A 24,786-nucleotide genomic window follows, 5' to 3' on the forward strand; every position below is an offset into this window, starting at 1 on the left:
TTTCAACTTACTGATCGAGCCGCTCATGCAACTGAAAACCGCCCTGCTCTTCGCCACCCCCTGCGATGATGAAGAGGACAACATGGCCACCCTGTGCTGCCACAGCGACAAGGGCCAGATGTTTCTCATGACCCGCTATCCGGACGAAGACACGGTGGACATCACCCTGGATGACGAGCCAAGCACCCTCGACGGCCTCAAGGTCAGCCTCAGCGCCAAGCGTTTGCTGATCGAGGTGGCGCCAGGCGATGCCGATGTGTTCAAAGGCGACGATCACCTGGAGATTACCCTGACCTCCGACGGCACCGACCTTGCCGAGGTCGAAGAAACCCTGCAGAACATCCTCAAGGGCACCGGCACCTACGTCAGCGAGCTGTAATCGCCCACGCGGTTTCTTGACAAGGAACCGCCGCAAGAGGCATTGTCTGACAACCTGATTAATGAGCCACCCTTCATGCTTGAGCTTCAGCGCCCCGATACCCTGGTCGAACGGGTTGTCGGCGCCATCCGTGCCGAAATCGATTCCGGTCGCCTGGCGGCCGAATCGCGCCTGCCCACCGAACAGCAACTGGCCGAGCAATTGAACGTCAGCCGCTCGGTGGTGCGTGAGGCCGTGGCTCAGCTCAAGGCTGACGGGGTGCTGATCGCCCGCCGTGGCCTGGGTTCGTACATCTCGCAAACCCCGACCGGCACGGTATTCCGCTTTCCTTCTGCGCAAGGCCGCAGCCCGGACCTGGTGCAAATGTTCGAAGTGCGCCTGTGGATCGAGACCCAGGCCGCCTCGGTGGCTGCCCAGCGCCGCGATGCCGCCGACCTTGCGCGCATGAGCAAGGCCCTGCAGGAAATGCTCGACAAGCGCAGCGACTTTGCCGTGGCCGCCGCGGCTGATGTCGAGTTCCACCGCGCCATCGCCGAAGCCAGCAAGAACGATTACTTCGTCGCCTTCCATGATTTTCTCCGTGGCCAGCTGGCCGCTGCCCGCCGTACTGCCTGGGAAAACTCCGCGGCGCATTCGGTGGGCGGCTCGGCCGATGCCCATCGTGAGCACCAGGCGCTGTACCAGGCCATCGCCGATGGCGACCGGGCTGGTGCTGCAGCTTGCGCCGAAGCGCACCTGCGGGCGTCGGCCAAGCGCCTGAAACTGGACCTGCCGAGCATCGACTGAACCCGCGTATTTAACGGGCGCCGATAGATAGCGCCCTTTTGTTTGACCTACTTAGTCTGACAACCTGATAAGCAGACTCTCTGATAAGAACAAACCAAGGTGACACCTGCATGATCTACGACTACTGCATCATCGGCGGCGGCATCGTCGGCCTTGCCACCGCCATGGCGCTGCTGGAACGCCAACCGGGCGCTTCGTTGCTGATCCTGGAAAAGGAAAGCAGCCTGGCCAAGCACCAGACCGGGCATAACAGCGGCGTGATCCACGCGGGCATCTACTACGCCCCGGGCAGCCTCAAGGCCGACCTGTGCAAGCGCGGCGCCCAGGCCACCAAGGACTTTTGCACCGAGCACCAGATCAAGTTCGAGGTCTGCGGCAAGTTGCTGGTGGCCTCCACGCCGCTGGAAGTCGAGCGCATGCACGCCCTGTACCAGCGCTCGCAACAGAACGGCCTGAAGGTCGAGCAGCTGGATGCCAAAGAGCTGCAACGGCGCGAGCCGAACATTATCGGCCTCGGCGGCCTGTTCCTCGATGCCACCGGCATCGTCGACTACACGCAGGTCTGCGAAGCCATGGCCCGGGTGATCCAGAGATTCGGCGGCGAAGTGCAGCTGCAGACCACCGTGCGGGCCATCGTCGAAACCGCCGACAAGGTCACCATCAGCAGCGACGACAAGGTCTGGAGCGCGCGCCAGCTGGTCGCCTGCGCCGGCCTGCAATCCGACCGCCTGGCCACCCTGGCCGGGGTCAAAATCGACCACCAGATCATCCCCTTCCGCGGCGAATACTTCCGCCTGCCAGCGGCCAAGAACGACATCGTCAACCACCTGATCTACCCGATCCCCGACCCGGAGCTGCCGTTTCTCGGCGTGCACCTGACGCGGATGATCGACGGCAGCGTTACCGTCGGGCCCAACGCCGTGCTCGGCCTTGGCCGGGAGAACTACCGCAAGTTCTCGGTGAACTGGCGCGACGTGGCCGAGTACGCACGCTTTCCGGGGTTCTGGAAAACCCTCTGGAACAACCTCGGTTCCGGCACCGCCGAGATGAAAAACTCGTTGTTCAAAAGCGGCTACCTGGAGCAGTGCCGCAAGTACTGCCCATCGCTGAATGTCGAAGACCTGCAGCCCTATGAAGCCGGCATCCGCGCCCAGGCGGTGATGCGCGACGGCACCCTGGTGCACGACTTCCTGTTCGCCGAGACCCCCCGCATGGTGCACGTCTGCAATGCCCCGTCACCGGCGGCCACCTCGGCCATCCCGATCGGCCAGATGATCGCCGAAAGGATCTTCAACGCCCGCTGAACCCTGCTGCACACCTAACTACAAAGACAAAAAAGGAAACCTCAGATGTCGGTACATGAGGCGGCTGCGGCCGCGACCGAAACCCCGGAACAAAAACGCAAGCGCCTGCGCAAGGTCGCCGCCGCGACCATCTTCGGCTCGATGCTGGAGTGGTACGATTTCTACCTGTACGCGACCATGGCGGCGATCGTCTTCTCGAAGATCTTCTTCGACCCGAGCAACCCGGCGGTGGCGTCGCTGCTGGCGTTTTCAACCTTTGCCATCGGCTTTATCGCCCGCCCCTTCGGCGGTGTGCTGTTCGGCTACCTGGGCGACCGCTTCGGGCGCAAGCAGGTGCTGGTCATCACCTTCTGCATGATGGGCGTGTGCACCACCCTGATCGGCTTGATCCCAAGCTACGCCTCGATCGGCATCTGGGCACCGATCATCCTCGTGCTGGTGCGCATCATCCAGGGCCTGGGCGCCGGCGCCGAGCTGTCTGGCGCGGCAGTGACCTCCTACGAGCACGCCAGCGAAGGCAAGCGTGGCAGCCAGGGCGCCTGGCCGGCACTGGGGCTGAACCTGGGCCTGCTGCTGTCGTCGCTGACCGTCTACCTGCTGACCATGAACGGCAACGAGTTCCTGCTTTCCGGTGGCTGGCGCATCCCGTTCATCTGCAGCATCGTGCTGGTCGGTGTCGGCCTCTGGGTGCGTAAAAGCATCCCGGAAACCCCGGACTTCAAAGAGCTCGACAAAACCCCGGCCAAAAACCAGGAATCGCCGCTCAAGCTGCTGTTCAGGAATGACCTCAAAGGCCTGGCCGTGGTGTTCTTCGTGGCCATCGGCTACAACGCCCTGAGCTACATCTTCAAGACCTTCTCGCTGGCCTACCTGACCCAGTACAAGGGCGTCGAAGCCCATGTCACCTCGCTGTCGGTGACCATCGCCAGCCTGGTGGCCATCATTGCCGTGCCGTTCTTCGGCTGGCTGTGCGACAAATGGAGCAGCAAGACCGTGCTGATGCTCGGCGGGATGTTCTCGGTGCTGTTCGCCTACCCGTTCCTGAGCCTGCTCAACACCGGCGAGCCGATGATGATCTACCTGGCGATTGCCATCGGCACCGGCATCCTCGCGCCGATGATGTTTGCCCCGCAGGGTTCGTTCCTCAGCCGCCAGTTCCCGACCCAGACCCGCTCTTCGGGCTTTGGCACCGGGCGCGAGATCGGCACGGCGGTGGCGGGCGGCCTGGCACCGCTGGGTGGCCTGGCGCTGGTGGCCAATTCGGCCACTCACTCCACCGATGGCGTGGCGCTGATCCTGGTGGTAGCGGCGGTATTGGTGGTGGTGTTTGCCCTGTGTGACCAGGGGCGCAAGCATTCCAGCTTCAAGAACTGAGTGTCCGGCAAGGCCAGCTCCCACTGGGTCAGCGCGATCCCTGTGGGAGTTGGCGTTGCCGACGATGGGCTGCGCAGCAGCCCCTGACTTTGCGATTTGAACAAATTTCCCTGCTGCCGTTAGTCGCCAGCCCTCCGGATGGATTAAAGTATCAGCCCCCGCCCGGGCGCTTTTACGCCGCACGCCCTGGCTTATTTCCAGGAACCTTCAACGATGGAACACCGTGAGGCGCTGATCGCGCTGCGCACCTTTCTTTCAACCCAGATCCTGGGCCAGGAAAAACTCGTCGAGCGCTTGCTCATCGTCCTCCTCGCCGACGGCCACATGCTGGTAGAGGGCGCCCCGGGCCTGGCCAAGACCAAGGCCATCAAGGAACTGGCCGAAGGTGTCGAAGCCGAGTTCCATCGTATCCAGTTCACCCCCGACCTGCTCCCTGCCGACATCACCGGCACCGAGATCTATCGCCCGGAAACCGGCAGCTTCGTGTTCCAGCAAGGGCCGATCTTTCACAACCTGGTACTGGCCGACGAAATCAACCGCGCCCCGGCCAAGGTCCAATCGGCGCTGCTTGAAGCCATGGCCGAGCGCCAGGTCAGTGTCGGGCGCAGTACCTACGAGCTGTCGCCGCTGTTCCTGGTGATGGCCACGCAGAACCCGATCGAACAGGAAGGCACCTACCCGCTGCCCGAAGCCCAGCTCGACCGCTTCCTCATGCACGTCAAGATCGGCTTCCCGGATGCCGCCGTCGAGCGGCGCATCCTCCAGCAGGCCCGTGGCGAAGCGCTCAATGGCGAGACCAAGCCGGAGCGCCGGGTCAGCCAGCAAGCGATCTTTGCCGCGCGCAAGGAAATCCTCGGCCTGTACATGGCCGATGCGGTGGAGGAATACCTGGTGCAGCTGGTCATGGCCACCCGCACTGCGGCCAAGTACGACCTGGAACTGGCCGACTGGATCGCCTACGGCGCCAGCCCGCGGGGCTCGATTGCCCTGGACCGCTGCGCGCGGGCCCATGCCTGGCTTGCCGGGCGCGACTTCGTCAGCCCCGAAGACATCCAGGCGGTGCTGTTCGACGTACTGCGCCACCGCATCATTCTGTCCTTCGAGGCCGAGGCCGCCGGGATTGACCAGGACCGGGTGATCCAGCGCATCCTCGACGTCGTCGCCGTCGCCTGAGCCCATGCCCAATCGCCTGCTGGCCGCGCCCGGAATCCGCATCAGCCTCACCGAGCTGATCGAGATGCGTCACCGCGTGCGCGAAGTGCAACTGTTCTCCCGGCCGGGCCAGCGCAGCCCGCTGGTGGGCCTGCACCACTCGAAACTGCGCGGACGCGGGGTCGACTTCGACCAGGTGCGGGTCTACCAGGCCGGCGACGATGTGCGCAACATCGACTGGCGGGTCACCGCGCGCACCCAGGAGCCGCACACCAAGCTGTTTCATGAGGAACGCGAGCGACCGATCTTCATTCTCGTCGAACAAAGCCAGCGCCTGTTCTTCGGCTCGGGACTGATGTTCAAGTCGGTGCTCGCCGCCCAGGCCGCGGCGCTGATCGGCTGGGCCGCCCTGGGCCACAACGACCGCATTGGCGGCCTGGTGTTCGGTGACAACGAGCACTACGAGATCAAGCCACGGCGCAGCAAGCAGAGCCTGTTGCAACTGCTCAACCGCCTGGCGCGGGTCAACCAGTCGCTGCATACCGAAGCCGTGCCCCAGGCCGACAGCCTCGGCATTGCCCTGCGCCGCGCCCGTGAAGTGCTGCGCCCCGGCAGCCTGGCGATCATCATCTGCGACGAGCGGGCGCTGACGCCTGCGGTCGAACAACAGCTGAGCCTGCTTTCGCGCCATTGCGACCTGCTGCTGTTGCCGCTGTCCGACCCGCTCGACCACGCCCTGCCCGCCGCCGGCCTGCTGCGCTTTGCCCAGCACGGTGCGCAACTGGAGCTCGACACCCTCGACCCGACCCTGCGCAAGAGCTACCGCCAGCAAAGCGAAGCGCGCATCGAGCGCTGGGAACTGCTGGCGCAAAAGCTGCGGGTGGTGTTGATGCCGTTGAGCACCCAGAGCGAAATGATCGAGCAACTGCGCGAGTACCTCAACGCGCAACGACCGGGGAAAACCTCGTGAACCCGCTCGATCAGTTGCAACCCTTGATCACCCCGACGCCGATCGGCTGGTGGCCGCTGGCCCCGGGCTGGTGGGCACTGCTGTTGCTGCTGCCCCTGCTGGGTTGGGGCCTGTGGCGGCTGCGCCACTGGCGCCCAGGCAAAAAGGCCATCGTGCGCGCCGAGCTGCCCCTGGACCCGGTACGCATCGAAGCCCTGGCCGAACTCGCGCGCCTGCCCAAACCCTACGACGGCGCCCCGGCCGGTGCCTGGCTGCAGCAGATCAACGCCCTGCTCAAACGCCTGTGCCGCAACCATTATCCGGGCAGTCACAGCCATACCCTCAACGGTCGCCAATGGCTGGCGTTTCTCGATAACCGCTGCCCGGCCGCCGGCCTGACCCGCTGGATGGTGCTGGTCGAAGGCGCCTACAAACCCGAATGCAAACTCGACGACAAAGCCATCAACGGCCTCAACCAGTCGGTCGAAACCTGGATCCGCAAACATGTTTGAGCTGGCCTGGCCGTGGGTCTTCATACTGTTGCCGCTGCCCTGGCTGGCGCGCCTGCTGCTGCCGGCCGCCGACAGTGGTGAGCCGGTGCTCAAGGTCAGCTTTCTCGATGAACTCGAAGGCCTGGCTGGGCGCCGCGCGCGCCTGAACCTGCCGACCTGGCGCCAGCAGGCGCCGTTCGTGCTGGTGTGGCTGTTGCTGCTGTTTGCCGCCGCCCGCCCGCAATGGCTGGGCGAGCCGTTACCGGTGGCCGCCAGTGGCCGCGACCTGCTGGTGGCGGTGGACGTCTCCGGCTCCATGGACTTTCCCGACATGCAGTGGCAAGGCGACGACGTCAGCCGCCTGACCCTGGTCAAGGCCCTGCTCGGTGATTTTCTTGAAGACCGCCAGGGCGATCGCGTCGGCCTGATCCTGTTCGGCAGCCAGGCCTACCTGCAGGCCCCGTTGACCTTCGACCGGCGCACCGTACGTACCTTCCTCGACGAAGCGCAGATCGGCATCGCCGGCAAGAACACCGCCATCGGCGACGCCATTGGCCTGGCCCTCAAGCGCCTGCGCCAACGTCCGGCCCAGAGCCGGGTGCTGGTGCTGGTCACCGACGGCGCCAACAACGGCGGGCAGATTCACCCGCTGACCGCCGCGCGCCTGGCCGCCCAGGAAAACGTGCGCATCTACACCATCGGCATCGGTGCCGACCCGGAACAAACCGGTACCGCCGGCTTGCTGGGCATCAACCCAAGCCTGGACCTGGACGAAGCCTCGCTCAAGGAAATCGCCGAGCTCACCGGTGGCAGCTACTTCCGCGCCCACGACGGCGAAGAACTGCATGCCATCGGCGAAGCGCTCGACCGCCTGGAACCTGTGGCCCAGCAGCCAACCCAGGCGCGCACCGCCCAGCCGCTGTACAGCTGGCCGCTGGCCTTGGCCTTGGTGCTGAGCCTGCTGCTGGTGATCGAGCAGCAATGGCCGGACAACCTGCTGCAGCGCTTGCTGCGCCGCCCGCGCTTCTTGCAGCCGCACCCGGAATGGCGTCAGCGCCTGCAACGGCTGCGCTTGAGGAGGCGCCGATGAGCGAATTGTGGCCGCAATGGCTGCGCCCGCTGTGGCTGCTCGTCCTGCCGCTGCTGGCCTGGCTGCTATGGAAGCTGTGGCACCGGCAAAAACGCGCCGGGCGCTGGCAGATGATCCTGCCACCGGCCTTTCATGCCGTGCTGCTGGGTGGCGGCAGCGGCCGCGACAGCAAACTGCCGTGGATCGCCCTGGGCCTGGCCTGGTTGATCACCGTGCTGGCCCTGGTCGGGCCCAGCTGGCAACGCCTGGAAGATACCCGCCAGCGCCCGGCCGACCCGCTGGTGATCCTGCTTGAGCTGACCCCGCAGATGCTCGCCGACGACGCGGCGCCAACCCGCCTGGAACAGGCCCGACGCAAGATCCTCGACCTGCTCGAGCACCGCCGCGACAGCCAGACTGCGATCATCGTCTATGCCGGCAGCGCCCACACCCTGGTGCCGCTGTCCGACGACCTGGCCACCAGTCGCAATCTGCTCGAAGCCCTGGATCCTGCGATCATGCCGCAAGCCGGGCAGCACGCCGACCTGGCCGTGCGCAAGGGCCTGGCCCTGCTCGCTCAGGCCGGCCTGGGCCAGGGCCGCCTGCTGTTGATCGGCTCCTCGCTCGATGCCCAGGAACGCCAGGGCATTGTCCAGGCCCTCGGCCGCCAGGGCCCGAGCCTGCTGATGCTCGGCGTCGGCAGCGCCGAGGGGGCGCCGGTCAAGCAGGCCAACGGCGAGTTCCTCAAGGACGACCAGGGCGGGATCCTCCTGCCGCGCCTGGACAGCGCCAGCCTCAAGGCTTTTATCAACAGCACCGGCGGGCGCTACCGCAGTGCCCGTATCGACGACCTCGACCTACGCGGCCTGCGCCTGTTCGACAACCCGCGCAGTCTGCGTGACGATGGCCAAACCGTACAACTCGACAGCTGGGCCGACCAAGGCTACTGGCTGTTGCTGCCACTGTTGCTGCTGGCCGCGTGCGCCGGCCGTCGCGGTTGGTTGTTCTGCCTGCCGTTGCTGCTGGCCGTGCCGCAGCCCAGCCACGCCTTCGAGTTCAACGACCTGTGGCTGCGCCCTGACCAGCAAGGCCAGCGCCTGCTTGAACGGCAACGTCCGGCCGATGCCGCCCGGCACTTCGCAGACCCGCAGTGGAAAGGCCTGGCGCTGTACCAGGCCGGCGACTTCAACGGCGCCGCCCGCCAGTTCGCCCAGGGCAACAGCGCCGCCGACCATTACAATCGCGGCAACGCCCTGGCCCGCAGCGGTGAACTGGAAGCGGCGCTGGATGCCTACGAGCAGGCCCTGGAACGCCAACCGGAACTGCAACCGGCACTCGTCAACAAGGCACTGGTCGAACAGTTGCTGCAACAACGCCAGGCCGAACACGCACCCGAACAGCCGCCGGAAGACAACCCGCAGAGCAACCCCAACAGCAGCAGCGATACTGCCAGCAGCTCGCAGAACGCCCAGGACCAGGCCGCGGCAAAACCTGCGCAGGATCCGGATGAAGCGGCCAAGGCCGAGGACAGCAGCAGCGAGCAGGCGCAGAACAGCGCCAGCGGCGCTGACGACGATGACACTACCCGGCCGCCCCAGCGCCCGGCTGACAGCAGCCTCGATGCCGAACAGCGCCAGGCCCTGGAACAATGGCTGCGACAGATCCCGGACAACCCGGCCGAACTGTTGCGGCGTAAATTCTGGTATGAACAGCAACAACATCAGGAAACCCATCGATGAGTCGCGTTTGCGTCCTGGTCTTCAGCCTCTTTCTCGCCCTGCAGGTGCAGGCAGCGGCGCTGCTCGCCAGTGTCGACCGCACACGCCTGAATGCCGGCGAAACCCTTGAGCTGACCCTCGAGACCCAGGACGTCACCCAATTCGGCAAACCCGACCTGACGCCACTGCAGGCCAACTTCGAAGTACGTGGCACGCGCCAGGTCAACAGCCTCAACAGCCTTGACGAGAGCAGCGCCAACACGCGCTGGATCATTACCCTGCTGCCGCGCCAGAGCGGCAGTGTGGAAATTCCCGCCCTGCAGCTGGGCGAAGTGCGCAGCCAGCCGATCAGCCTGCAGATCCAGGCCAATGAGGTCAGTCGCGAAAACCAGGGCCCGGTGTTCATCGACGCCAGCCTCGACCAGCCGCAAGTCTACGTCCAGGCCCAGGCGGTGCTGACCCTGAGCATCTACCACTCGGTACCGCTGTACGACGACAGCAGCCTCAGCCCGCTGCAACTGGACAACGCCAGGGTCGAGCCGCTGGGCGAGTCGCGCACCTTCGAGAAACTCATCGACGGCGTGCGCCACGGCGTGATCGAAATGCGCTATGCGATCTACCCCCAGCAGAGTGGCGACCTGAAAATCCCGGCCCTGAACTTCAGTGCCACCGCTGCCCAGAACGATGCCGAGCAGGAGCTCAACACCCCGCGCGCCGGCAAGCAGGTGCAGGTCAGCTCGACGCCGCTGGTGCTGACAGTCGACCCGATCCCGGCCGACTACCCGGCCAATGCGCCCTGGCTGCCGGCCAACAGCCTGACCCTGGAAGAACACTGGAGCCCGGACCCGGCCCAGCAGCAGACCCAGATCGGCGACTCGCTGACCCGCACCGTGATCCTCCAGGCCGAGGGCTTGTCCAGCGCCCAGCTGCCGCCGCTGCCGGGCACCGAAGTCACCGGCCTGCGCCGCTACCCGGACCAGCCGCAATTGCGCAACCAGGTCAACGACCGTGGCCTGCTCGGTGTGCGTGAAGAGCGCGAAGCGCTGGTGCCGACCCACAGCGGCCGGCTGGAACTGCCGAGCCAGGAAGTGGTCTGGTGGAACACCCGCGAAGATCACCTGGAACGCAGCAGCCTGCCCGCTCGTAGCCTGCAGATCGAGGACAACCCGGCGTTGAGCGCCGACAAACCGGCCAGCGTCGATCCGGTCACAGTGCAAACCCACCTGCTCTGGCCCTGGCAACTGAGTACCCTGGTACTGGCCCTGACCACCCTGCTGGGCTTTGCCCTCTGGTGGCGGGCGCGCTCGCAACCGGCGGTGCTGCGTGCGGCGCAAACCGGGCCGAGCCCGCGCACCCTGCTTGATGACCTCAAGCGCGCGTGCCAGACCAACGACCCCCAAGCCACGCGCCAGGCCCTGGATGCCTGGGCGCGTCAGCAACCGGAAACCCTGGCCGAGATGGCCGCACGTTTCGTACCGCTGTCCGATGCCCTCGATGGCCTCAACGGCGCGCTGTACAGCGAAAGCGGGCAGTATTGGCAAGGTGAAGAATTATGGCGGGCCATTGGCACCATCCCGGCCGCCGAGCAGGTCCAGCCTGCACAAAGCGAGAGCGGCAGCCTGCCGCCGCTGTACCCCAAATAAACTCAAGGCGTGGCGCCCCGGGCGCTATGCCGGCACACTGCGGAACCCTTCATGCGTCTGTTTCACACCTCCGACTGGCACCTGGGACAAACCCTGCACGGCCAGGAACGCGATTTCGAACACGCCTGTTTTCTCGAATGGCTGCTCGGCCAGCTCAAGCTGCGCCAGCCCGATGCGCTGCTGATTGCCGGCGACATCTTCGACACCGTCAACCCGCCGGTCAAAGCCCAGGAGCGGCTCTACGACTTCATCGTCCAGGCCCACGAACAGCAGCCCAAGCTGAACATCGTGATGATCGCCGGCAACCACGACTCCGGCTCGCGCATTGAACTACCGGCGCCGCTGATGCGCCGCCTGCGCACCCACGCCCTGGGCCGGGTGCAGTGGCTGGACGAAGGTGAACTGGACAGCGAGCGCCTGTTGATTCCGCTGACCAACGCCAAGGGCAAGGTCGCCGCCTGGTGCCTGGCGCTGCCGTTCCTGCGCCCGGCGGAAGTCACCGGTGCGCACCTGGGCGATGACTACCTGCGTGGCATTGCCCAGGTCCACGAGAAACTCATCGCCGCCGCCCTGCAACGGCGCAAGGCCGGCCAGGCACTGATTGCCGTGAGCCACGCGCACATGGCCGGTGGCTCGGTCTCGGAAGACTCCGAACGCAGCCTGATCATCGGCAACGCCGAAGCCTTGCCAGCGCGCCTGTTCGCCCCGCAAATCAGCTATGTCGCCCTCGGCCATCTGCACAAGCCGCAGAAGGTCAACCGCGAAGAGCGCATCCGCTACAGCGGCTCGCCAATCCCGCTGTCGTTCTCGGAAATCGGCTATCAACACCAGATCCTTGAAATCGAACTGGATGGCGCCAACCTGGCCAGCGTCGAATCGCGCCTGGTGCCGCGGGCCGTGCACCTGCAACGGCTGGGCCCGGCGCCACTGGCCGAAGTGCTCGAGCAATTGGCCGAGCTGCCGGTGATTGACCTGCTGGACGATCCGCAGCGCCAACCCTGGCTGGAGATCCGCGTACGCCTGGACGAGCCCCTGCCCGACCTGCGCGCCCAGCTCGAAGGCGCCCTGCACGGCAAGGCCGTGCGCCTGGTGCGCATCGCGGCCGAGTATGCCGGCAACGGGCGCAGCGAGGATGAGAGCGGCGCCGACTTGCTGGAACTGGGCCAACTGACCCCGCACGAGCTGTTCAGCCGCGCCTGGGAGCAGGCCTATGGCAATGTTGTCGATGAACAGACCCTGGCCGACTTTGCCCTGTTGCTGCAGGACGTCCAGCAGGAGGAAGAACAGCCATGAAGATTCTCGCCATCCGTCTGAAGAACCTGGCCTCGCTGGAAGGCCCGATCGAGATCGACTTCACCGCCGAGCCGCTGGCCAGCGCCGGCCTGTTTGCCATTACCGGGCCCACCGGCGCCGGCAAGAGTACCCTGCTCGACGCCCTGTGCCTGGCGCTGTTCGGCGCCGTGCCACGGCTGAACAACATCGGCCGCGAGACCAAGCTGCCGGATCTCGACAGCGACATCCTCACCAGCGACCCGCGCACCCTGCTGCGCCGGGGCTCGGGCAGCGGTTTTGCCGAGGTGGATTTCGTCGGCATCGACGGCCGGCGCTACCGCGCCCGCTGGGAAACCAACCGCGCCCGCGACAAGGCCAACGGCAAGCTGCAAGGCAGCCGTCAGAGCCTGCATGACCTGGACAGCGACCAGCTGCTGAGCAACCAGAGCAAGGCCGAATACAAGCAACTGATCGAGTCGCGCCTGGGCCTGAACTTCGAACAGTTCACCCGCGCGGTGATGCTGGCCCAGAGCGAGTTCAGCGCCTTTCTCAAGGCCGATGACAAAGAGCGCAGCGAGCTGCTGGAAAAGCTTACCAACACGGCGATCTACAGCCAGCTGGGCCGCCGCGCCTACAGCAAGAGCAAGGAAGCCGAAGAGGCGCACAAGGCCCTGCTGGACCAGGCCAGCGGCGTGATGCCTATGGCCGCCGAGGCCCGCGCCGAACTCGACCAGCGCTACAGCGGGGCCCTCGATCGGTTCAAGACCGAACAGGCGCAACTGCGCCAGCTTGAACAGCAGCGCAGCTGGCTCACCGAGTTGCTGCAACTGCAGGAACAGGTGCAGACCAGCACGGCGCAACTGCACAGTGCCCAGCAGCACAACGACAGCCTGCACAGCGAGCGGCTGAAACTCGCGCGCCTGGAACAGCTGGCGCCGCAGCGTCACCAGTTTGCCCGCCAGCAGGCGCTCAATGCCCAGCTCAGCCCGCTGGCGATGAGCATCGCCGCGCAGCGCCAGCAGCATGACCTGTTGCATGGCCACCAGCAGCAACTGCAGGACGACCTGGGCAAGGCCCACGCGGCCCTCGCCCAGGCCCTGGCACAACAAACCGACAGCGCGCCATCGGTGCGCCAGGCCTTTGCCGAGCAGAACACCCTCGCCCGCCTGCACCAGGAACTGGCCAACAGCGCGACGCTCAAGCACCAGGCCGAGCAGGCCAGTGCCGAGGGCCAGCAACAGCTGTTGACCCTCGATGAACAGCAACGCCTGAGCGAACAGCGCCTGCAGCAGATCGGCCAACAGCTGGAGCAAAGCGCGCCGCTGGCCGGGCTGAGCGAAGCCTGGAGCGCCTATCGCGACCGCCTGCAGCAACTGATGCAGCTGGGCAACCGCCTCAACCAGGGCCACGCCGAGCTGCCTGGCCTGCAGGAGCGTGCCAGCCAGGCCAGTGCCCAGCTTGAGGAGCAGCGCGCCGCCCTGGCCCTGCTCTACCGCGAAGCCGAGGCTGAACCCCAGGCCCTGGCCGAACAGATCGGCCTGCTCGGCGAGCTGCTGCAGAAAAACCGCCAGCAGCAGCGTCAGGTCGAAGAACTGAGCCGGCTGTGGAGCAACCAGCAGGACCTCGAACAGCGCCTGCAAGCCTTGCGCGAGCGCCAGCAAGCGGCGTTGAAGCAACGCGAGCAGCTGATCAGCGAAGGCCTCAATGGCAAGAACCAGCTGACCGCCGCCGAGCAAGCGCTAAGCGTTACCCGCCAGTTGCTCGAACGCCAACGCCTGGCCCGCAGCCAGAGCGTCGAAGACCTGCGCGCGCAACTGCAAGACGACCAGCCCTGCCCGGTGTGCGGTAGCCAGGAGCACCCTTATCACCAGCCCGAAGCCCTGCTGCAAAGCCTCGGCCGCCACGACCAGAACGAAGAGGCTAACGCACAGCAAATGGTCGACGGGCTGAAGAAACAGCTCGATGAACTGCGCACTCAACTGGGTGGCGTCAACGGCCAGATCAAGGAATACCTGCACCAGCAGGAACAACTGGGCAACCAGCAACACGCGTTGCAGCCAAGCCTTGAAGCGCACCCGCTGTACCCGTCGCTGGCCGACCAGGACGCCAGCCAGCGCAGCGCCTGGCTGGACTTGCAGGCGCGCAACCTGAACCACGACATCAGTCGTGACGAACAGCGCCAGAACGCCCTACTGGCCCTGCAGAAAGACGCCAGCCGCCTGCAACAGCAATTGCAGGCAGCCCAAGATACCAGTCAGCAGGCCAACCAGCACCTGAGCCAGCAGCAAACGGCGCTGGCCAGTGACCAAGAGCGCCTGGAGCAGGAACTGGCCAGTTTCGCCAGCCTGTTGCCTGGCGAGATCCTCAACGACCTGCGCCAGGAGCCGGCTGCCGCCTTCATGCGCCTGGACCAGCAACTGGCCCTGCGCCTGGACCTGCTGCAACGGCAAAAGGACGAACAGCAGGAGCACGGCGAGCGCCAGCAGACCCTGGACAAAGCCCAGTTGCAGCAACAGGCACGGATTCAGAAGCAGGAAGAACTGCAACAGCAGTTCAGCGAGCTGGAGCGCCAGCATCAAGCCAGCCGCGACAGCCTTGCCAGCCTGCTCGGCGAACAGGCCAGCGCCGAGCATTGGCAGCAGCATCTGGACCAGGCGGTGGAGCAAGCGCGCCAGGCCGAAACCCAGGCCGGCCAACAGTTGCAGGAGACCCAGGCACGCTTGATCGAACTGGCCGCCGAGCTCAAGGCCAAGGGCGAACGCCTGAGCGCGCTGGAGCAGGAACACCATGAGGTGCGCGGCCAGATCGAACAATGGCGCCAGGGCCACCCGGAGTTGGACGACAGCGGCCTGGAGCAGTTGCTGGCGCTCGACGACAACGCCGTGGCGCAACTGCGCCAGGAGCTGCAGGACAGCGAGAAGGCCATCGAACAGGCGCGTACCCTGCTGCAGGAGCGCCAGCAACGCCTGGACCAGCATCAGGCCCAGGGCAATGCCGAGCTCACCCGCGAAACGCTGGAACAGGCCTTCGACAGCCTGCAGGTGCAACTGACCGCCAGCGAACAGACCTGCGCCGAATTGCGTGCCGCCCAGGCCGAAGACCAGCGCCGGCAACTGGCTCACCAGGCCCTGGCCGAGCAGATCGCCACAGCCTACAGCGAGTGGCAGCGCTGGGCACGGCTCAATGCCCTGATCGGCTCGGCCACCGGCGATACCTTCCGCAAGATCGCCCAGGGCTACAACCTCGACCTGCTGGTGCACCACGCCAACGCCCAGTTGCGCCAACTGGCCCGGCGCTACCGGCTCAAGCGCGGTGGCAGCCTGCTCGGGCTGCTGGTGCTGGACACGGAAATGGGTGACGAACTGCGCTCGGTGCATTCGCTGTCGGGCGGCGAGACCTTCCTGGTCTCGCTGGCCCTGGCCCTGGGCCTGGCCTCGATGGCTTCGAGCACCCTGCGCATCGAATCGCTGTTTATCGACGAAGGCTTCGGCAGCCTCGATCCGGAATCGCTGCAACTGGCCATGGACGCGCTCGACGGCCTGCAGGCCCAGGGCCGCAAGGTCGCGGTGATCTCCCACGTGCAGGAGATGCACGAGCGCATCCCGGTGCAGATCCAGGTCCGCCGCCAGGGTAATGGCCTGAGTACCGTGGAGGTCAGCGGATGATCCTCTACTCGTTCCGCCGCTGCCCCTGGGCCATGCGCGCGCGCCTGGCCCTGCGCTACGCCCAGTGCCCGGTAGAGATCCGCGAAGTCAGCCTCAAGGCCAAGCCAGCCGAACTGCTGGCCCTGTCGCCCAAGGGCACGGTGCCGGTGTTGAGTGCCGATGACCTGGTACTGGAGGAAAGCCTGGACATCATGCGCTGGGCCCTGGCCCGGCACGACCCGCACGATTGGCGGCTGACGGCCGACCCGCAGGCGGCGCAAGCCGCTGATGCGCTGATCGCACGCAATGATCGCGAGTTCAAGGCCCAGGTCAACCTGTACAAGTACGCCGAACGCTATCCGCAGCATTCACGGGAACATTACCGGGCCCAGGCCGAAAGCTGGTTGGTGGAACTGGATGCGCGACTGGCGCAGCAGGCGTACCTGTTCGCGGACCATCCCAGCCTGGCTGACGCGGCATTGTTGCCGTTGATGCGCCAGTTTGCCGGGGTGGAGCCTGAGTGGTTCGCCCACGCGCCCTACCCGCACTTGCGGGCATGGTTGCAGAGGTGGCTGGAGTCGGCATTGTTCAAGGCGATCATGGCGCGTTGAACCCATCGCTGGCAAGCCAGCTCCCACAGGGCCCTTGTGGGAGCTGGCTTGCCAGCGATGAGGCCAGAAGCTACAGCGCCAGAATCGGCGAAGAATAGAGGAACAGCAACACCGCCAGAATTCGCCATTTCATGTGTTATCCCCTGACGTCAATAAATTAGCGTCAAATTCAATCACATGGCGATATGCTATTACCAGAAAAATCTACACGCTCAATGCTGCGACTTGTGGTCCAGCGCAGCGTAGAAGTTGGCACTTTGTTGCAGGTATTTCTGGGTATAGCTCTGGGTCGACGATTTACGCTCGCTGAGCTCGACATGGGCGTTGGCCGGCAGGACCACCGAAGCAGAAATGGCGGAAGCGGCGATGACCGGGAAAAGGTTGAAGTTCATGGCGCTGACCTCGAAGTCTGTGGTTTGAAGTGGCCGCTTGGGGCCGTGGTTCAAACTTACGCCGCTGGCGCGGCGCACAGAAATTCATTGCAGCAGTAGCCAACATCAAGGCAATTGATAGTCAGTTGACGAACTTCAGGTCCGACGGCGCATCCTGGGCCAGCTTCTGTACGGTTTCGCCCAGCAGGCCACTGCGTGGATCACGGCGGATCACCACGATCTGGTTGCTCTTCTGATTGGCCACCAACAGGTACTTGCCGGTAGGGTCGAGGGTAAATTCCCGCGGGTGATCGCCCTCGACACTGCGCCGCTGCACCTGCATCAGCTTGCCGCTCTTGTCATCCACGGCAAACACCAGCAGCTCGTTGGCCGTGCCACGGTTGCTGACATACAGAAAGCGCCCGTCGGCCGACAGGTGCAATCCCCCCGCCGCCTTGGCCGAGGCATCGTTCTGCTCGGTCAATGGCAGGCGTTGCAGCTCCACCAGCTTGCCGTCCTGATAATCGAAGGCCACCACTTGGGCGCTCATCTCCAGGGTCAGGTAGGCATGCTTGCCATCGCGGTCAAACAGCAGGTGCCGCGGCCCGCTGCCCGGTGGCAGGCTGACCGGCTCGACCGCGCTCAGCGGTTGCGTGGGGCTGGCGCCGTCGTAGCGGTAGACAAACACCTTGTCGGCCCCCAGGTCGCTGGCGAACACGTACTTGCCGTCGTCCGATGACACCACAGAGTGCACATGGGGCCCGGTCTGGCGCTCCGGGTTGACGCCGCTGGGCTTGTGCCGGTCTTGTTGCACCGAGGCTTGCAGGTAGCCGTTACGCCCCACCGGCAACACACTCAGGCTGCCGCCCGGGGCGGGCAACACGCCGTAATTGGCGACGAACAGGTAGCGTTGGTCCTGGCTGAGGCTGGAATGGGTTGGTTCATCGCCCTGGCTTGGCACCTGGTTCAGCGCCTTGAGGTTGCCGTCCTTGCCAATCGCAAAACTGCTGACCTGGCCGTTGCCGGCGCCGTTCTCGTTGACGGCAAACAGCAGGCGCTTGTCCACCGAGAGGGTCAGCCAGGACGGGTTTTCGCTCATGAGGATCTGCAGCGGCGCAGGGTCGATCTGGCCGCTGTCACTGTTGAAGCGGTAGCGGTAGATACCTTCGCTGCTGCCTGCGGTATAGCTGCCGACCAGCAGGTCGTGGGCCTGGGCGGTGAGCGTCAGGCTCATGCTACTGGCGATCAGCAGGTTCTTCAGCAGGCGCGTCATCGTCTTCCTCATCGCAGGCACTAAAGGCACTCATACAGACTAGCCGATGCTCGCCAGTCTCGGCCGCGACCAGCCAGTCGGTACCTTCAAGCCGGGCGGCGCCGATCTGCTCGGGGGAGAACTTGTATTTTTTCAAGGCACGGCCGTCCATCAGCTCGATGCTCAGGCCGGTTTCGTCGAAGGTGAAGTCAAAGGCGTGCAGGCCGTCGATCAGGAGCATGTTGCTGGATTCGAGGGCTTGGGAGAGGGTTGTCATTGCAGGAAGATCACTGGCGGGAAAACCCCCATGATACCTGATCGTCAAAAGCGTCGCCGGCAAGACCGGCTCCCACAGGTAATGCGCACCTGTGGGAGCCGGCCTTGCCGGCGATGGGCTACGAAGTAGCCCCGATGACAGCAGCGGTCAATGGGCAAAAATCGAACCGCCCTCCTTGCCCACCATTTTCTCCGGTTTGATCAGGAACCGCGCCAGAGCCGGCAGCAGCCACAGCGCACCAAACATGTTCCACAGCAGCATGAAGGTCAGCATCAGGCCCATGTCGGCCTGGAACTTGATCGCCGAGAAGATCCAGGTGCACACGCCGATGGCCAGGCACAGGCCGGTGAACAATACCGCCTTGCCGGTGGACTTGAGGGTCTGGTAGTAGGCTTCCTGCAGCGGCAACCCGGCGCGCAGGAAGCTCTCCAGGCGGCTGTAGATGTAGATGCCGTAGTCCACGCCAATGCCTACGCCCAGTGCCACCACCGGCAGGGTCGCGACCTTGACGCCGATGCCCATGTAGGCCATCAGCGCGTTGCCCAGCACCGAGGTCAGCACCAGCGGCAGGACAATGCACAGGGTCGCGGCGAAGGAGCGGAAGGTGATCATGCACATCACCGCCACGCAGATGTACACCAAGATCAAAATGGTCAGCTCGGCCGACTTGATCACTTCGTTGGTGGCCGCCTCGATACCGGCGTTACCGGCAGCCAGGAGGAATTCCAGGCCTTCCTTGTTATGGCTGTCGGCAAACTCCTGCACCGCCTTGACCGCACGGTCGAGGGTCTCGGCCTTGTGGTCGTTGAGGAAGATCAGCACCGGCGCCAGCGAGCAGTCGGCGTTGTACAGGCCGTCGGCACGGGAGATCGAGCTGTTGAGCACGTCCGGGTTGCGCGACAGGCTTTCCCATTTCAGGTTGCCCTCGTTCATGCCCTTGATCATCTGCTTGGACACGGTCACCAGCGAGATCGCCGACTGCACCCCAGGGGTGTTCTCCATCTTCCACATCAGCTCGTCGATCGGCGCCATGGTCGCGTGTACCGAACAGCCTTCGGTCGGGGTCTTGACCATCACCACCAGCACGTCGGAACTGGTCGAGTAATTGTCGATGATGAAGGCGTTGTCCTGGTTGTAGCGCGAGTCCGGACGCAGCTCCGGCGCGCCTTGGTCGAGGTCGCCGATCTTCAGGTTCTGGCTGTACCAGAGACCGCCACCGAAGGCCAGCAAGGCCAGGACAATGGACACCGGCGCCACCTTGGCGCTGGCAAAATTGGACAGCAGGCGCCAGAACGGATGCTCGCGGGTGGCGTCCTTCTTGCTGCGCTCGATGGCCTTCTTGCTGATGCCGACATAGGAGATCGCCACCGGCAGCAGGATCAGGTTGGTGAAGACAATCACGGCTACACCGATCGACGCACCGATGGCCAGCTCGCGGATCACGCCGATGTCGATGATCAACAGGGTGATGAAGCCCACGGCGTCGGCGAGAATGGCGATCATCCCCGGCAGGAACAGTTGGCGGAAGGTACGCCGCGCGGCGGTCAGGGCGTTGTCGGCATCGCTGGACTGCAAGGCGATGCCGTTGATCTTCTGCACCCCGTGGGAGATGCCGATGGCGAAGATCAAAAACGGCACCAGCATCGAGTACGGGTCAAGGCCGAAGCCCACCGCGTGCATCAGCCCCAGTTGCCAGACCACCGCCACCAGGGTGGTGATCAACACGGCGATGGTGCTGCGGATGCACCAGGTGAACCAGTACAGCAGCACCCAGGTGATCACCAGCGCGATCCCGAAGAACATCGCCACCATCATCAGGCCGTCGATCAGGTCGCCGACCTTCTTGGCGAAGCCGACGATGTGTACCTTCACATTGGGGTTCTGGGCCTGGAACTTGTCGCGGATCTTCTCTTCCAGCTGATGGGAGAACTGCTGATAGTCGAGCTTGATCAGCTTGCCCTGGTCCTGCGGGTCGGGATAGGACTCCAGCAGCGGAATATCGATGATGCTCGACTTGAAGTTGTTGGCCACCAGGCGCCCGACCTGCCCGGACTTGAGCACGTTGTTACGCAGCTTGTCGAGGCTTTCCGGCGAGCCGTTGTAGGTCTGCGGGATGACTTCGCCACCGGCAAAGCCCTCTTCGGTCACTTCGGTCCAGCGCACGCTGGGGCTCCACAACGACTTCAGCCCGGAACGGTCGACGCCGGGAATGTAGAACACCTCGTCATGCACCTGACGCAGGGTTTCCATGTACTCCTTGCTGAAGATATCGCCGTCGGTGGCCTCCACCGAGATGCGCACGATGTTGCCGAGGTTGGCCAGGTCATTGCGGTGCTCGAGCATCTTCTCGATGAAGGGGTGCTCGAGCGGGATCATTTTTTCGAAACTGGTGGAAGGACGAATCTGCGTGGCCTGCCAGAACAGGAACACGCTGACCAGCAAGCAGATGAGGATCACCACCGGGCGATTGTTGAAGATCAGGCGTTCGAGCAAAGTTGTCTTGTCCTGATGGTGTTGCTGGTTCATGTTGAACTGCTCCTGACCGGTCATGGCTGCACTCCTTCGGCGCCCTGGGCCGAAGCCAGGTGCACGCCACCCTGGCCTACCAGCACCAGGCGCCCTCCACTCAGCCCGCTGACGCCGGCCAGGGCGATGCGATCGGCCCGGTTGAACACGCTGAAGCTCTGGCCGTCGTCGCTGCTGCGCAACACACTGCCGCCATTGCCCACGAGTACCAGGCTGCCATCATCGAGAAGCGTAGCGCTTGCCAGGCCAAATTCGAGGTTGCCGCGCGCGGCTTTCAATTCGATCTGTTGCCAGCTATCGCCAAAATCCGTGGAACGGTAGAGGTTGCCGCGCAATCCGTAGGCCAGCAAGGTACGCGGCTGGGCGGTGCCGGTGACACCGAACAGCGAGCCTTCATAGGGGCCTTCGAGCTTTTCCCAGGTCTGACCGTCGTCGCTGGAGCGGAACATGCTGCCCTGCTCGCCAACGATGAACAGGCCGGCGTCTTTCACCGCGGCGATACCGTTGAGGTGGAACTGGTCTTCGTTGTTCAGCCGATCGCCGACCTCGTTCCAGGTCTTGCCGCCGTCGGTGGTTTCCAGCAATGCGCCGTAGGCACCCACGGCGAAGCCGTGCTGGGTGTCCTTGAACCAGACGTCGAGCAACGGCGCTTCGCGCGCCAGGTCTTCAAATTGTTTGCTCCAGGTGGCGCCACCGTCAGTGCTGGCAAGGATCTGCGCATCGTGGCCGACCGCCCAGCCGTGCTGGTCGTCGACAAAATAGACCGCCGTGAGCAGTTGCCGGGTCGGTACCTTGGCTTGGGTCCAGGTCTTGCCCTGGTCATCGGAAAACAGGATATGGCCGCGATCACCGACAGCGACCAGGCGCGCGCCGGCCTTGGTGACGTCCAGCAGCAGGCTGTTTACCGCCTTGGACGATTCGGTGGAGTAGACATCGGTTGCAGCGGCTGCAGCCTCGACCGTGTTGGCCCAAAGCCCGATTGCCACTACCAGCAAGCCGCTGGCGGCCAATGCCCAAGGGCGACTGCCGGCTTTACGCGCAGCACCGCCGAGACCCGCCATGACAGGCTCAGTCATAGATCTATCCCCCTTTATTGTTATTTGGGTCAATCTATATGCAGGTACTGCCAAAAACCGTGTTCCAGAGCCCCGCAATAGCTGAGAGCCATCCTATCGGGGTTTGCAAAGGACTGACAACGAACGGGACGTTATCTTTTGTTAAGCGGGGGGGATTTGCGGGGAAGCAATCGCGGGTCAAGCCCGCTCCCACACTAAATGTGGGAGCGGGCTTGACCCGCGATGAGGCCATCAAGCCAGACTTTTGCTCACGACCTCATACACATCACTGGACAGCGAACCGCTAGCCAGAATGCGCTCCAGCTCACCTTTCATCAGCGCCTGACGCGCGCTGTCGTATTTGCGCCAGCGGGTCAGCGGCGCCAGTTGGCGCGACGCGATCTGCGGGTTGAGTGCGTTGAGCTCGATCACCAGGTCCGCCAGGAAGCGGTAACCCGAGCCATCGCCAGCGTGGAAGTTGACCAGGTTCTGCCCGGTGAAGGCACCGACCAGGGCGCGGACCTTGTTCGGGTTCTTCATCGTGAACGCCGGGTGCTGCATCAGTGCCTTGACCCGTGCCAGGCCGCCCGGCAGGGTGCTGGCCGCCTGTACGCTGAACCACTGGTCCATGACCAGCGGGTTGTCCTTGAAGTGCTCGGCAAAGCTCTCCAGGGCCTTGGCCCGCTCGGCTTCGAACGGCGAATTGACCAGCACGGCCAGCGCGGTGAGACGCTCGGTCATGTTGTCACAGGCGTCGAACTGCTCCAGGGTCGCGGCCAGGACTTCAGGCTTGGCGCTGAGCATCAGGTACGACAGCACGATGTTCTGCAGGCTGCGCCGGGCAAAGTGCTCGGCCTCGGCGAGGTACTCGGTGCCACGCGATACCCCGCGGTTGGCCTGGTAGCGTGCATTCAGGGCCTCGAACAGCTGCTCGGCGATCTGTTGGCGGGCGAACTCGCGGGCGGCGTGGATGGCATCGACATCGGCCACTTCGCTGATTTCGGTGAGGTAGGCCTCACTGGGCAGCGAAAGCATTTCGGCGACCATGGCCTGATCCAGTTGCTCGTTGGCCAGCACCGTGCCCAACGCGGTCACCAGGCGCTGGTCAAGCACCAGCTTGGCACCCTGCTGGTGCTGGGAGATCAGCTCCTGCAGCACCTGCACCGACAATTGCTGGCCGGCTTCCCAGCGGTTGAAGCCATCGCTGTCGTGCTGCATGAGGAACATCAGCTGGTCGCGGTCATAGGGGAAGCTCAGCTTGACCGGTGCGCTGAAACCACGCAGTAACGATGGCAGCGGCTTGGCGGCAACGCCTTCGAAGGTGAAGGTCTGCTCGGCTTCGGTCACCGACAGCACCCGCGAAGTGCCGACCGCAGCCGCCTCGCCTTGCAGGCGCAGGGCGATATCGTTGCCCTGGGCATCGAGCAGGCCCAGTTCCACCGGGATCACGAACGGTTTTTTCTCGACCTTGTCCGGGGTTGCCGGGCAGCTTTGACGGAAGGTCAGGCTGTAGGTTTGCGCAGCACTGTCGTAGGCCTCGCTGACCGCCAGGCGCGGCGTGCCGGCCTGGCTGTACCAGCGCTTGAACTGGCTCAGGTCGACGCCATTGGCGTCTTCCATGGCCTTGATGAAGTCATCGCAGGTCACCGCCTGGCCATCATGACGCTCGAAGTACAGGTCGCTGCCTTTGCGGAAACCCTCGGCACCAAGCAGGGTGCGGACCATGCGCACCACTTCCGAACCCTTCTCGTACACGGTCAGGGTGTAGAAGTTGGAGATCTCGATAAAGCTGTCAGGGCGCACGGCGTGGGCCATGGGCCCGGCATCTTCGGCGAACTGGTGGGTACGCAGGTAGGCGACATCCTCGATGCGCTTGACCGTGCGCGAGTTCATGTCGGCGCTGAATTCGGAGTCACGGAACACCGTGAAGCCTTCCTTGAGCGACAGCTGGAACCAGTCGCGGCAGGTCACGCGGTTGCCCGACCAGTTGTGGAAGTATTCGTGGGCGACCACCGCCTCGACCCGCTGGTGGGCGGCGTCGGTGGCGGTTTCGGCGCGGGCCAGCACGCAGCTGGAGTTGAAGATGTTCAGGCCCTTGTTTTCCATGGCGCCCATGTTGAAGTCGTTGACCGCAACGATCATGAAGATGTCCAGGTCGTACTCACGGCCGTAGACTTCTTCGTCCCAGCGCATGGACTTCTTCAGGCTGGTCATGGCGTGCTGGCACTTGTCGATGTTTTCCGGCTCGACATAGATGCGCAGGGTCACGTCACGGCCCGACTGGCGGGTGAACTTGTCTTCAACGCACCACAGGTCACCGGCGACCAGGGCGAACAGGTAGGCCGGTTTCATGAACGGGTCTTCCCAGGTCGCCCAGTGCCGGCCGTCGTCCTGTGGGCCGCTGCCGACCGGGTTGCCGTTGGACAGCAGCACCGGGTAGCGATGCTGCTCGGCGATCACCGTGGTGGTGAACGCGCTCATCACGTCCGGGCGGTCGAGGTAGTAGGTGATCTTGCGAAACCCTTCGGCCTCGCACTGGGTGCAGAACATGCTGCCGGACTTGTACAGGCCTTCGAGGGCCGTGTTGCTCTCGGGGTGGATCTTCACGCTGGTGTCGAGGGTGAAGGTCGCAGCCTTGGGCTGTACGGTCAGGTGGCTATCGTCAAGCTGGTAGTCGCCGGCAGCCAGGGCCTGGTCGTCCAGGGCCACACTGAGCAGCTCCAGCTGCTGGCCGTCGAGCACCAGCGGCGGCAGGCCAGCACCACGGGCCGGGTTGCGGCGCATGACCAGCTGCGCGTGGACCAGGCTGTGGTCCTCGAACAGTTCGAAGGTCAGGTGCGTCTCGTCAATCAGGTACTCGGGGGCCTGATAGTCCTTGAGGTAGATCACTTGCGGCTGTTCGGTACGCATGTG

The 24,786-nt window shown here is 64.5% G+C and carries 19 protein-coding genes; 13 read left to right on the forward strand and 6 right to left on the reverse strand.

Annotation, left to right across the window (positions count from 1 at the left end):
- The first annotated feature begins 25 nt into the window (after positions 1-25).
- The 13 genes from BV82_RS18810 (at position 26) to BV82_RS18870 (ending at position 16,392) form a co-directional block, all read left to right on the forward strand.
- A complete protein-coding gene (locus BV82_RS18810) occupies positions 26-379 on the forward strand; it encodes a hypothetical protein (protein WP_010223306.1) in 354 nt (117 codons plus the stop codon).
- 75 nt (positions 380-454) lie between these two features.
- Complete coding sequence (locus tag BV82_RS18815) at positions 455-1,165, forward strand: FadR/GntR family transcriptional regulator (RefSeq protein WP_010223305.1); 711 nt, start codon at positions 455-457, stop codon at positions 1,163-1,165.
- Between the two features lie 110 nt (positions 1,166-1,275).
- The gene (lhgO, locus tag BV82_RS18820; protein ID WP_036996442.1) at positions 1,276-2,469 is read left to right on the forward strand and encodes an L-2-hydroxyglutarate oxidase; all 1,194 of its coding nucleotides are present in this window, start codon (positions 1,276-1,278) and stop codon (positions 2,467-2,469) included.
- A 45-nt stretch (positions 2,470-2,514) separates the two neighbouring features.
- Positions 2,515-3,843 carry an MFS transporter gene (locus BV82_RS18825; RefSeq protein WP_036996443.1) on the forward strand — a complete coding sequence of 443 codons (1,329 nt, stop codon included), beginning with the start codon at positions 2,515-2,517 and terminating at the stop codon, positions 3,841-3,843.
- 213 nt (positions 3,844-4,056) lie between these two features.
- Positions 4,057-5,016 carry an AAA family ATPase gene (locus BV82_RS18830; RefSeq protein ID WP_010223302.1) on the forward strand — a complete coding sequence of 320 codons (960 nt, stop codon included), beginning with the start codon at positions 4,057-4,059 and terminating at the stop codon, positions 5,014-5,016.
- Positions 5,017-5,020: 4 nt separating this feature from the next.
- Positions 5,021-5,965 carry a DUF58 domain-containing protein gene (locus BV82_RS18835; protein WP_010223301.1) on the forward strand — a complete coding sequence of 315 codons (945 nt, stop codon included), beginning with the start codon at positions 5,021-5,023 and terminating at the stop codon, positions 5,963-5,965.
- Entirely contained in the window at positions 5,962-6,456 is a 495-nt protein-coding gene (locus BV82_RS18840; RefSeq protein WP_036996444.1) for a DUF4381 domain-containing protein, read from the forward strand. The genes BV82_RS18835 and BV82_RS18840 overlap by 4 nt, the downstream gene beginning before the upstream one ends.
- Complete coding sequence (locus BV82_RS18845) at positions 6,449-7,525, forward strand: vWA domain-containing protein (protein WP_010223298.1); 1,077 nt, start codon at positions 6,449-6,451, stop codon at positions 7,523-7,525. The genes BV82_RS18840 and BV82_RS18845 overlap by 8 nt, the downstream gene beginning before the upstream one ends.
- Positions 7,522-9,243 (forward strand): VWA domain-containing protein, encoded by a 1,722-nt coding sequence (locus tag BV82_RS18850; RefSeq protein ID WP_036996445.1) that lies wholly within the window; start codon positions 7,522-7,524, stop codon positions 9,241-9,243. Before BV82_RS18845 ends, BV82_RS18850 begins: the two co-directional genes overlap by 4 nt.
- A complete protein-coding gene (locus tag BV82_RS18855) occupies positions 9,240-10,865 on the forward strand; it encodes a BatD family protein (RefSeq protein ID WP_036996446.1) in 1,626 nt (541 codons plus the stop codon). The genes BV82_RS18850 and BV82_RS18855 overlap by 4 nt, the downstream gene beginning before the upstream one ends.
- Positions 10,866-10,916: 51 nt before the next feature.
- Positions 10,917-12,158 carry an exonuclease SbcCD subunit D C-terminal domain-containing protein gene (locus tag BV82_RS18860; RefSeq protein ID WP_036996447.1) on the forward strand — a complete coding sequence of 414 codons (1,242 nt, stop codon included), beginning with the start codon at positions 10,917-10,919 and terminating at the stop codon, positions 12,156-12,158.
- Complete coding sequence (locus BV82_RS18865; protein WP_036996448.1) at positions 12,155-15,802, forward strand: AAA family ATPase; 3,648 nt, start codon at positions 12,155-12,157, stop codon at positions 15,800-15,802. The genes BV82_RS18860 and BV82_RS18865 overlap by 4 nt, the downstream gene beginning before the upstream one ends.
- The gene (locus BV82_RS18870; protein ID WP_036996449.1) at positions 15,799-16,392 is read left to right on the forward strand and encodes a glutathione S-transferase; all 594 of its coding nucleotides are present in this window, start codon (positions 15,799-15,801) and stop codon (positions 16,390-16,392) included. Before BV82_RS18865 ends, BV82_RS18870 begins: the two co-directional genes overlap by 4 nt.
- Positions 16,393-16,604: 212 nt before the next feature.
- Here the strand turns inward: BV82_RS18870 and BV82_RS18875 are convergent, their stop codons facing one another.
- The 6 genes from BV82_RS18875 to pepN form a co-directional block, all read right to left on the reverse strand.
- The gene (locus BV82_RS18875; RefSeq protein ID WP_010223291.1) at positions 16,605-16,784 is read right to left on the reverse strand and encodes a hypothetical protein; all 180 of its coding nucleotides are present in this window, start codon (positions 16,782-16,784) and stop codon (positions 16,605-16,607) included.
- 121 nt (positions 16,785-16,905) lie between these two features.
- Positions 16,906-18,036 (reverse strand): lactonase family protein, encoded by a 1,131-nt coding sequence (locus tag BV82_RS18880; protein ID WP_081839697.1) that lies wholly within the window; start codon positions 18,034-18,036, stop codon positions 16,906-16,908.
- On the reverse strand, positions 17,999-18,292 hold the full coding sequence (locus BV82_RS18885; protein WP_010223289.1) for a DUF5629 family protein: 294 nt from the start codon (positions 18,290-18,292) through the stop codon (positions 17,999-18,001). The genes BV82_RS18880 and BV82_RS18885 overlap by 38 nt, the downstream gene beginning before the upstream one ends.
- 147 nt (positions 18,293-18,439) lie before the next feature.
- Complete coding sequence (locus BV82_RS18890) at positions 18,440-20,818, reverse strand: efflux RND transporter permease subunit (RefSeq protein ID WP_036996519.1); 2,379 nt, start codon at positions 20,816-20,818, stop codon at positions 18,440-18,442.
- 20 nt (positions 20,819-20,838) lie between these two features.
- Positions 20,839-21,894, reverse strand: coding sequence for a WD40/YVTN/BNR-like repeat-containing protein (locus BV82_RS18895; RefSeq protein ID WP_081839698.1), 1,056 nt, complete (start codon positions 21,892-21,894; stop codon positions 20,839-20,841).
- A 231-nt stretch (positions 21,895-22,125) separates the two neighbouring features.
- Positions 22,126-24,783 carry an aminopeptidase N gene (pepN, locus tag BV82_RS18900; RefSeq protein WP_036996452.1) on the reverse strand — a complete coding sequence of 886 codons (2,658 nt, stop codon included), beginning with the start codon at positions 24,781-24,783 and terminating at the stop codon, positions 22,126-22,128.
- Positions 24,784-24,786: the final 3 nt, after the last annotated feature.

The organism is Pseudomonas donghuensis (assembly GCF_000696345.2).
Taxonomy (GTDB): domain Bacteria; phylum Pseudomonadota; class Gammaproteobacteria; order Pseudomonadales; family Pseudomonadaceae; genus Aquipseudomonas; species Aquipseudomonas donghuensis.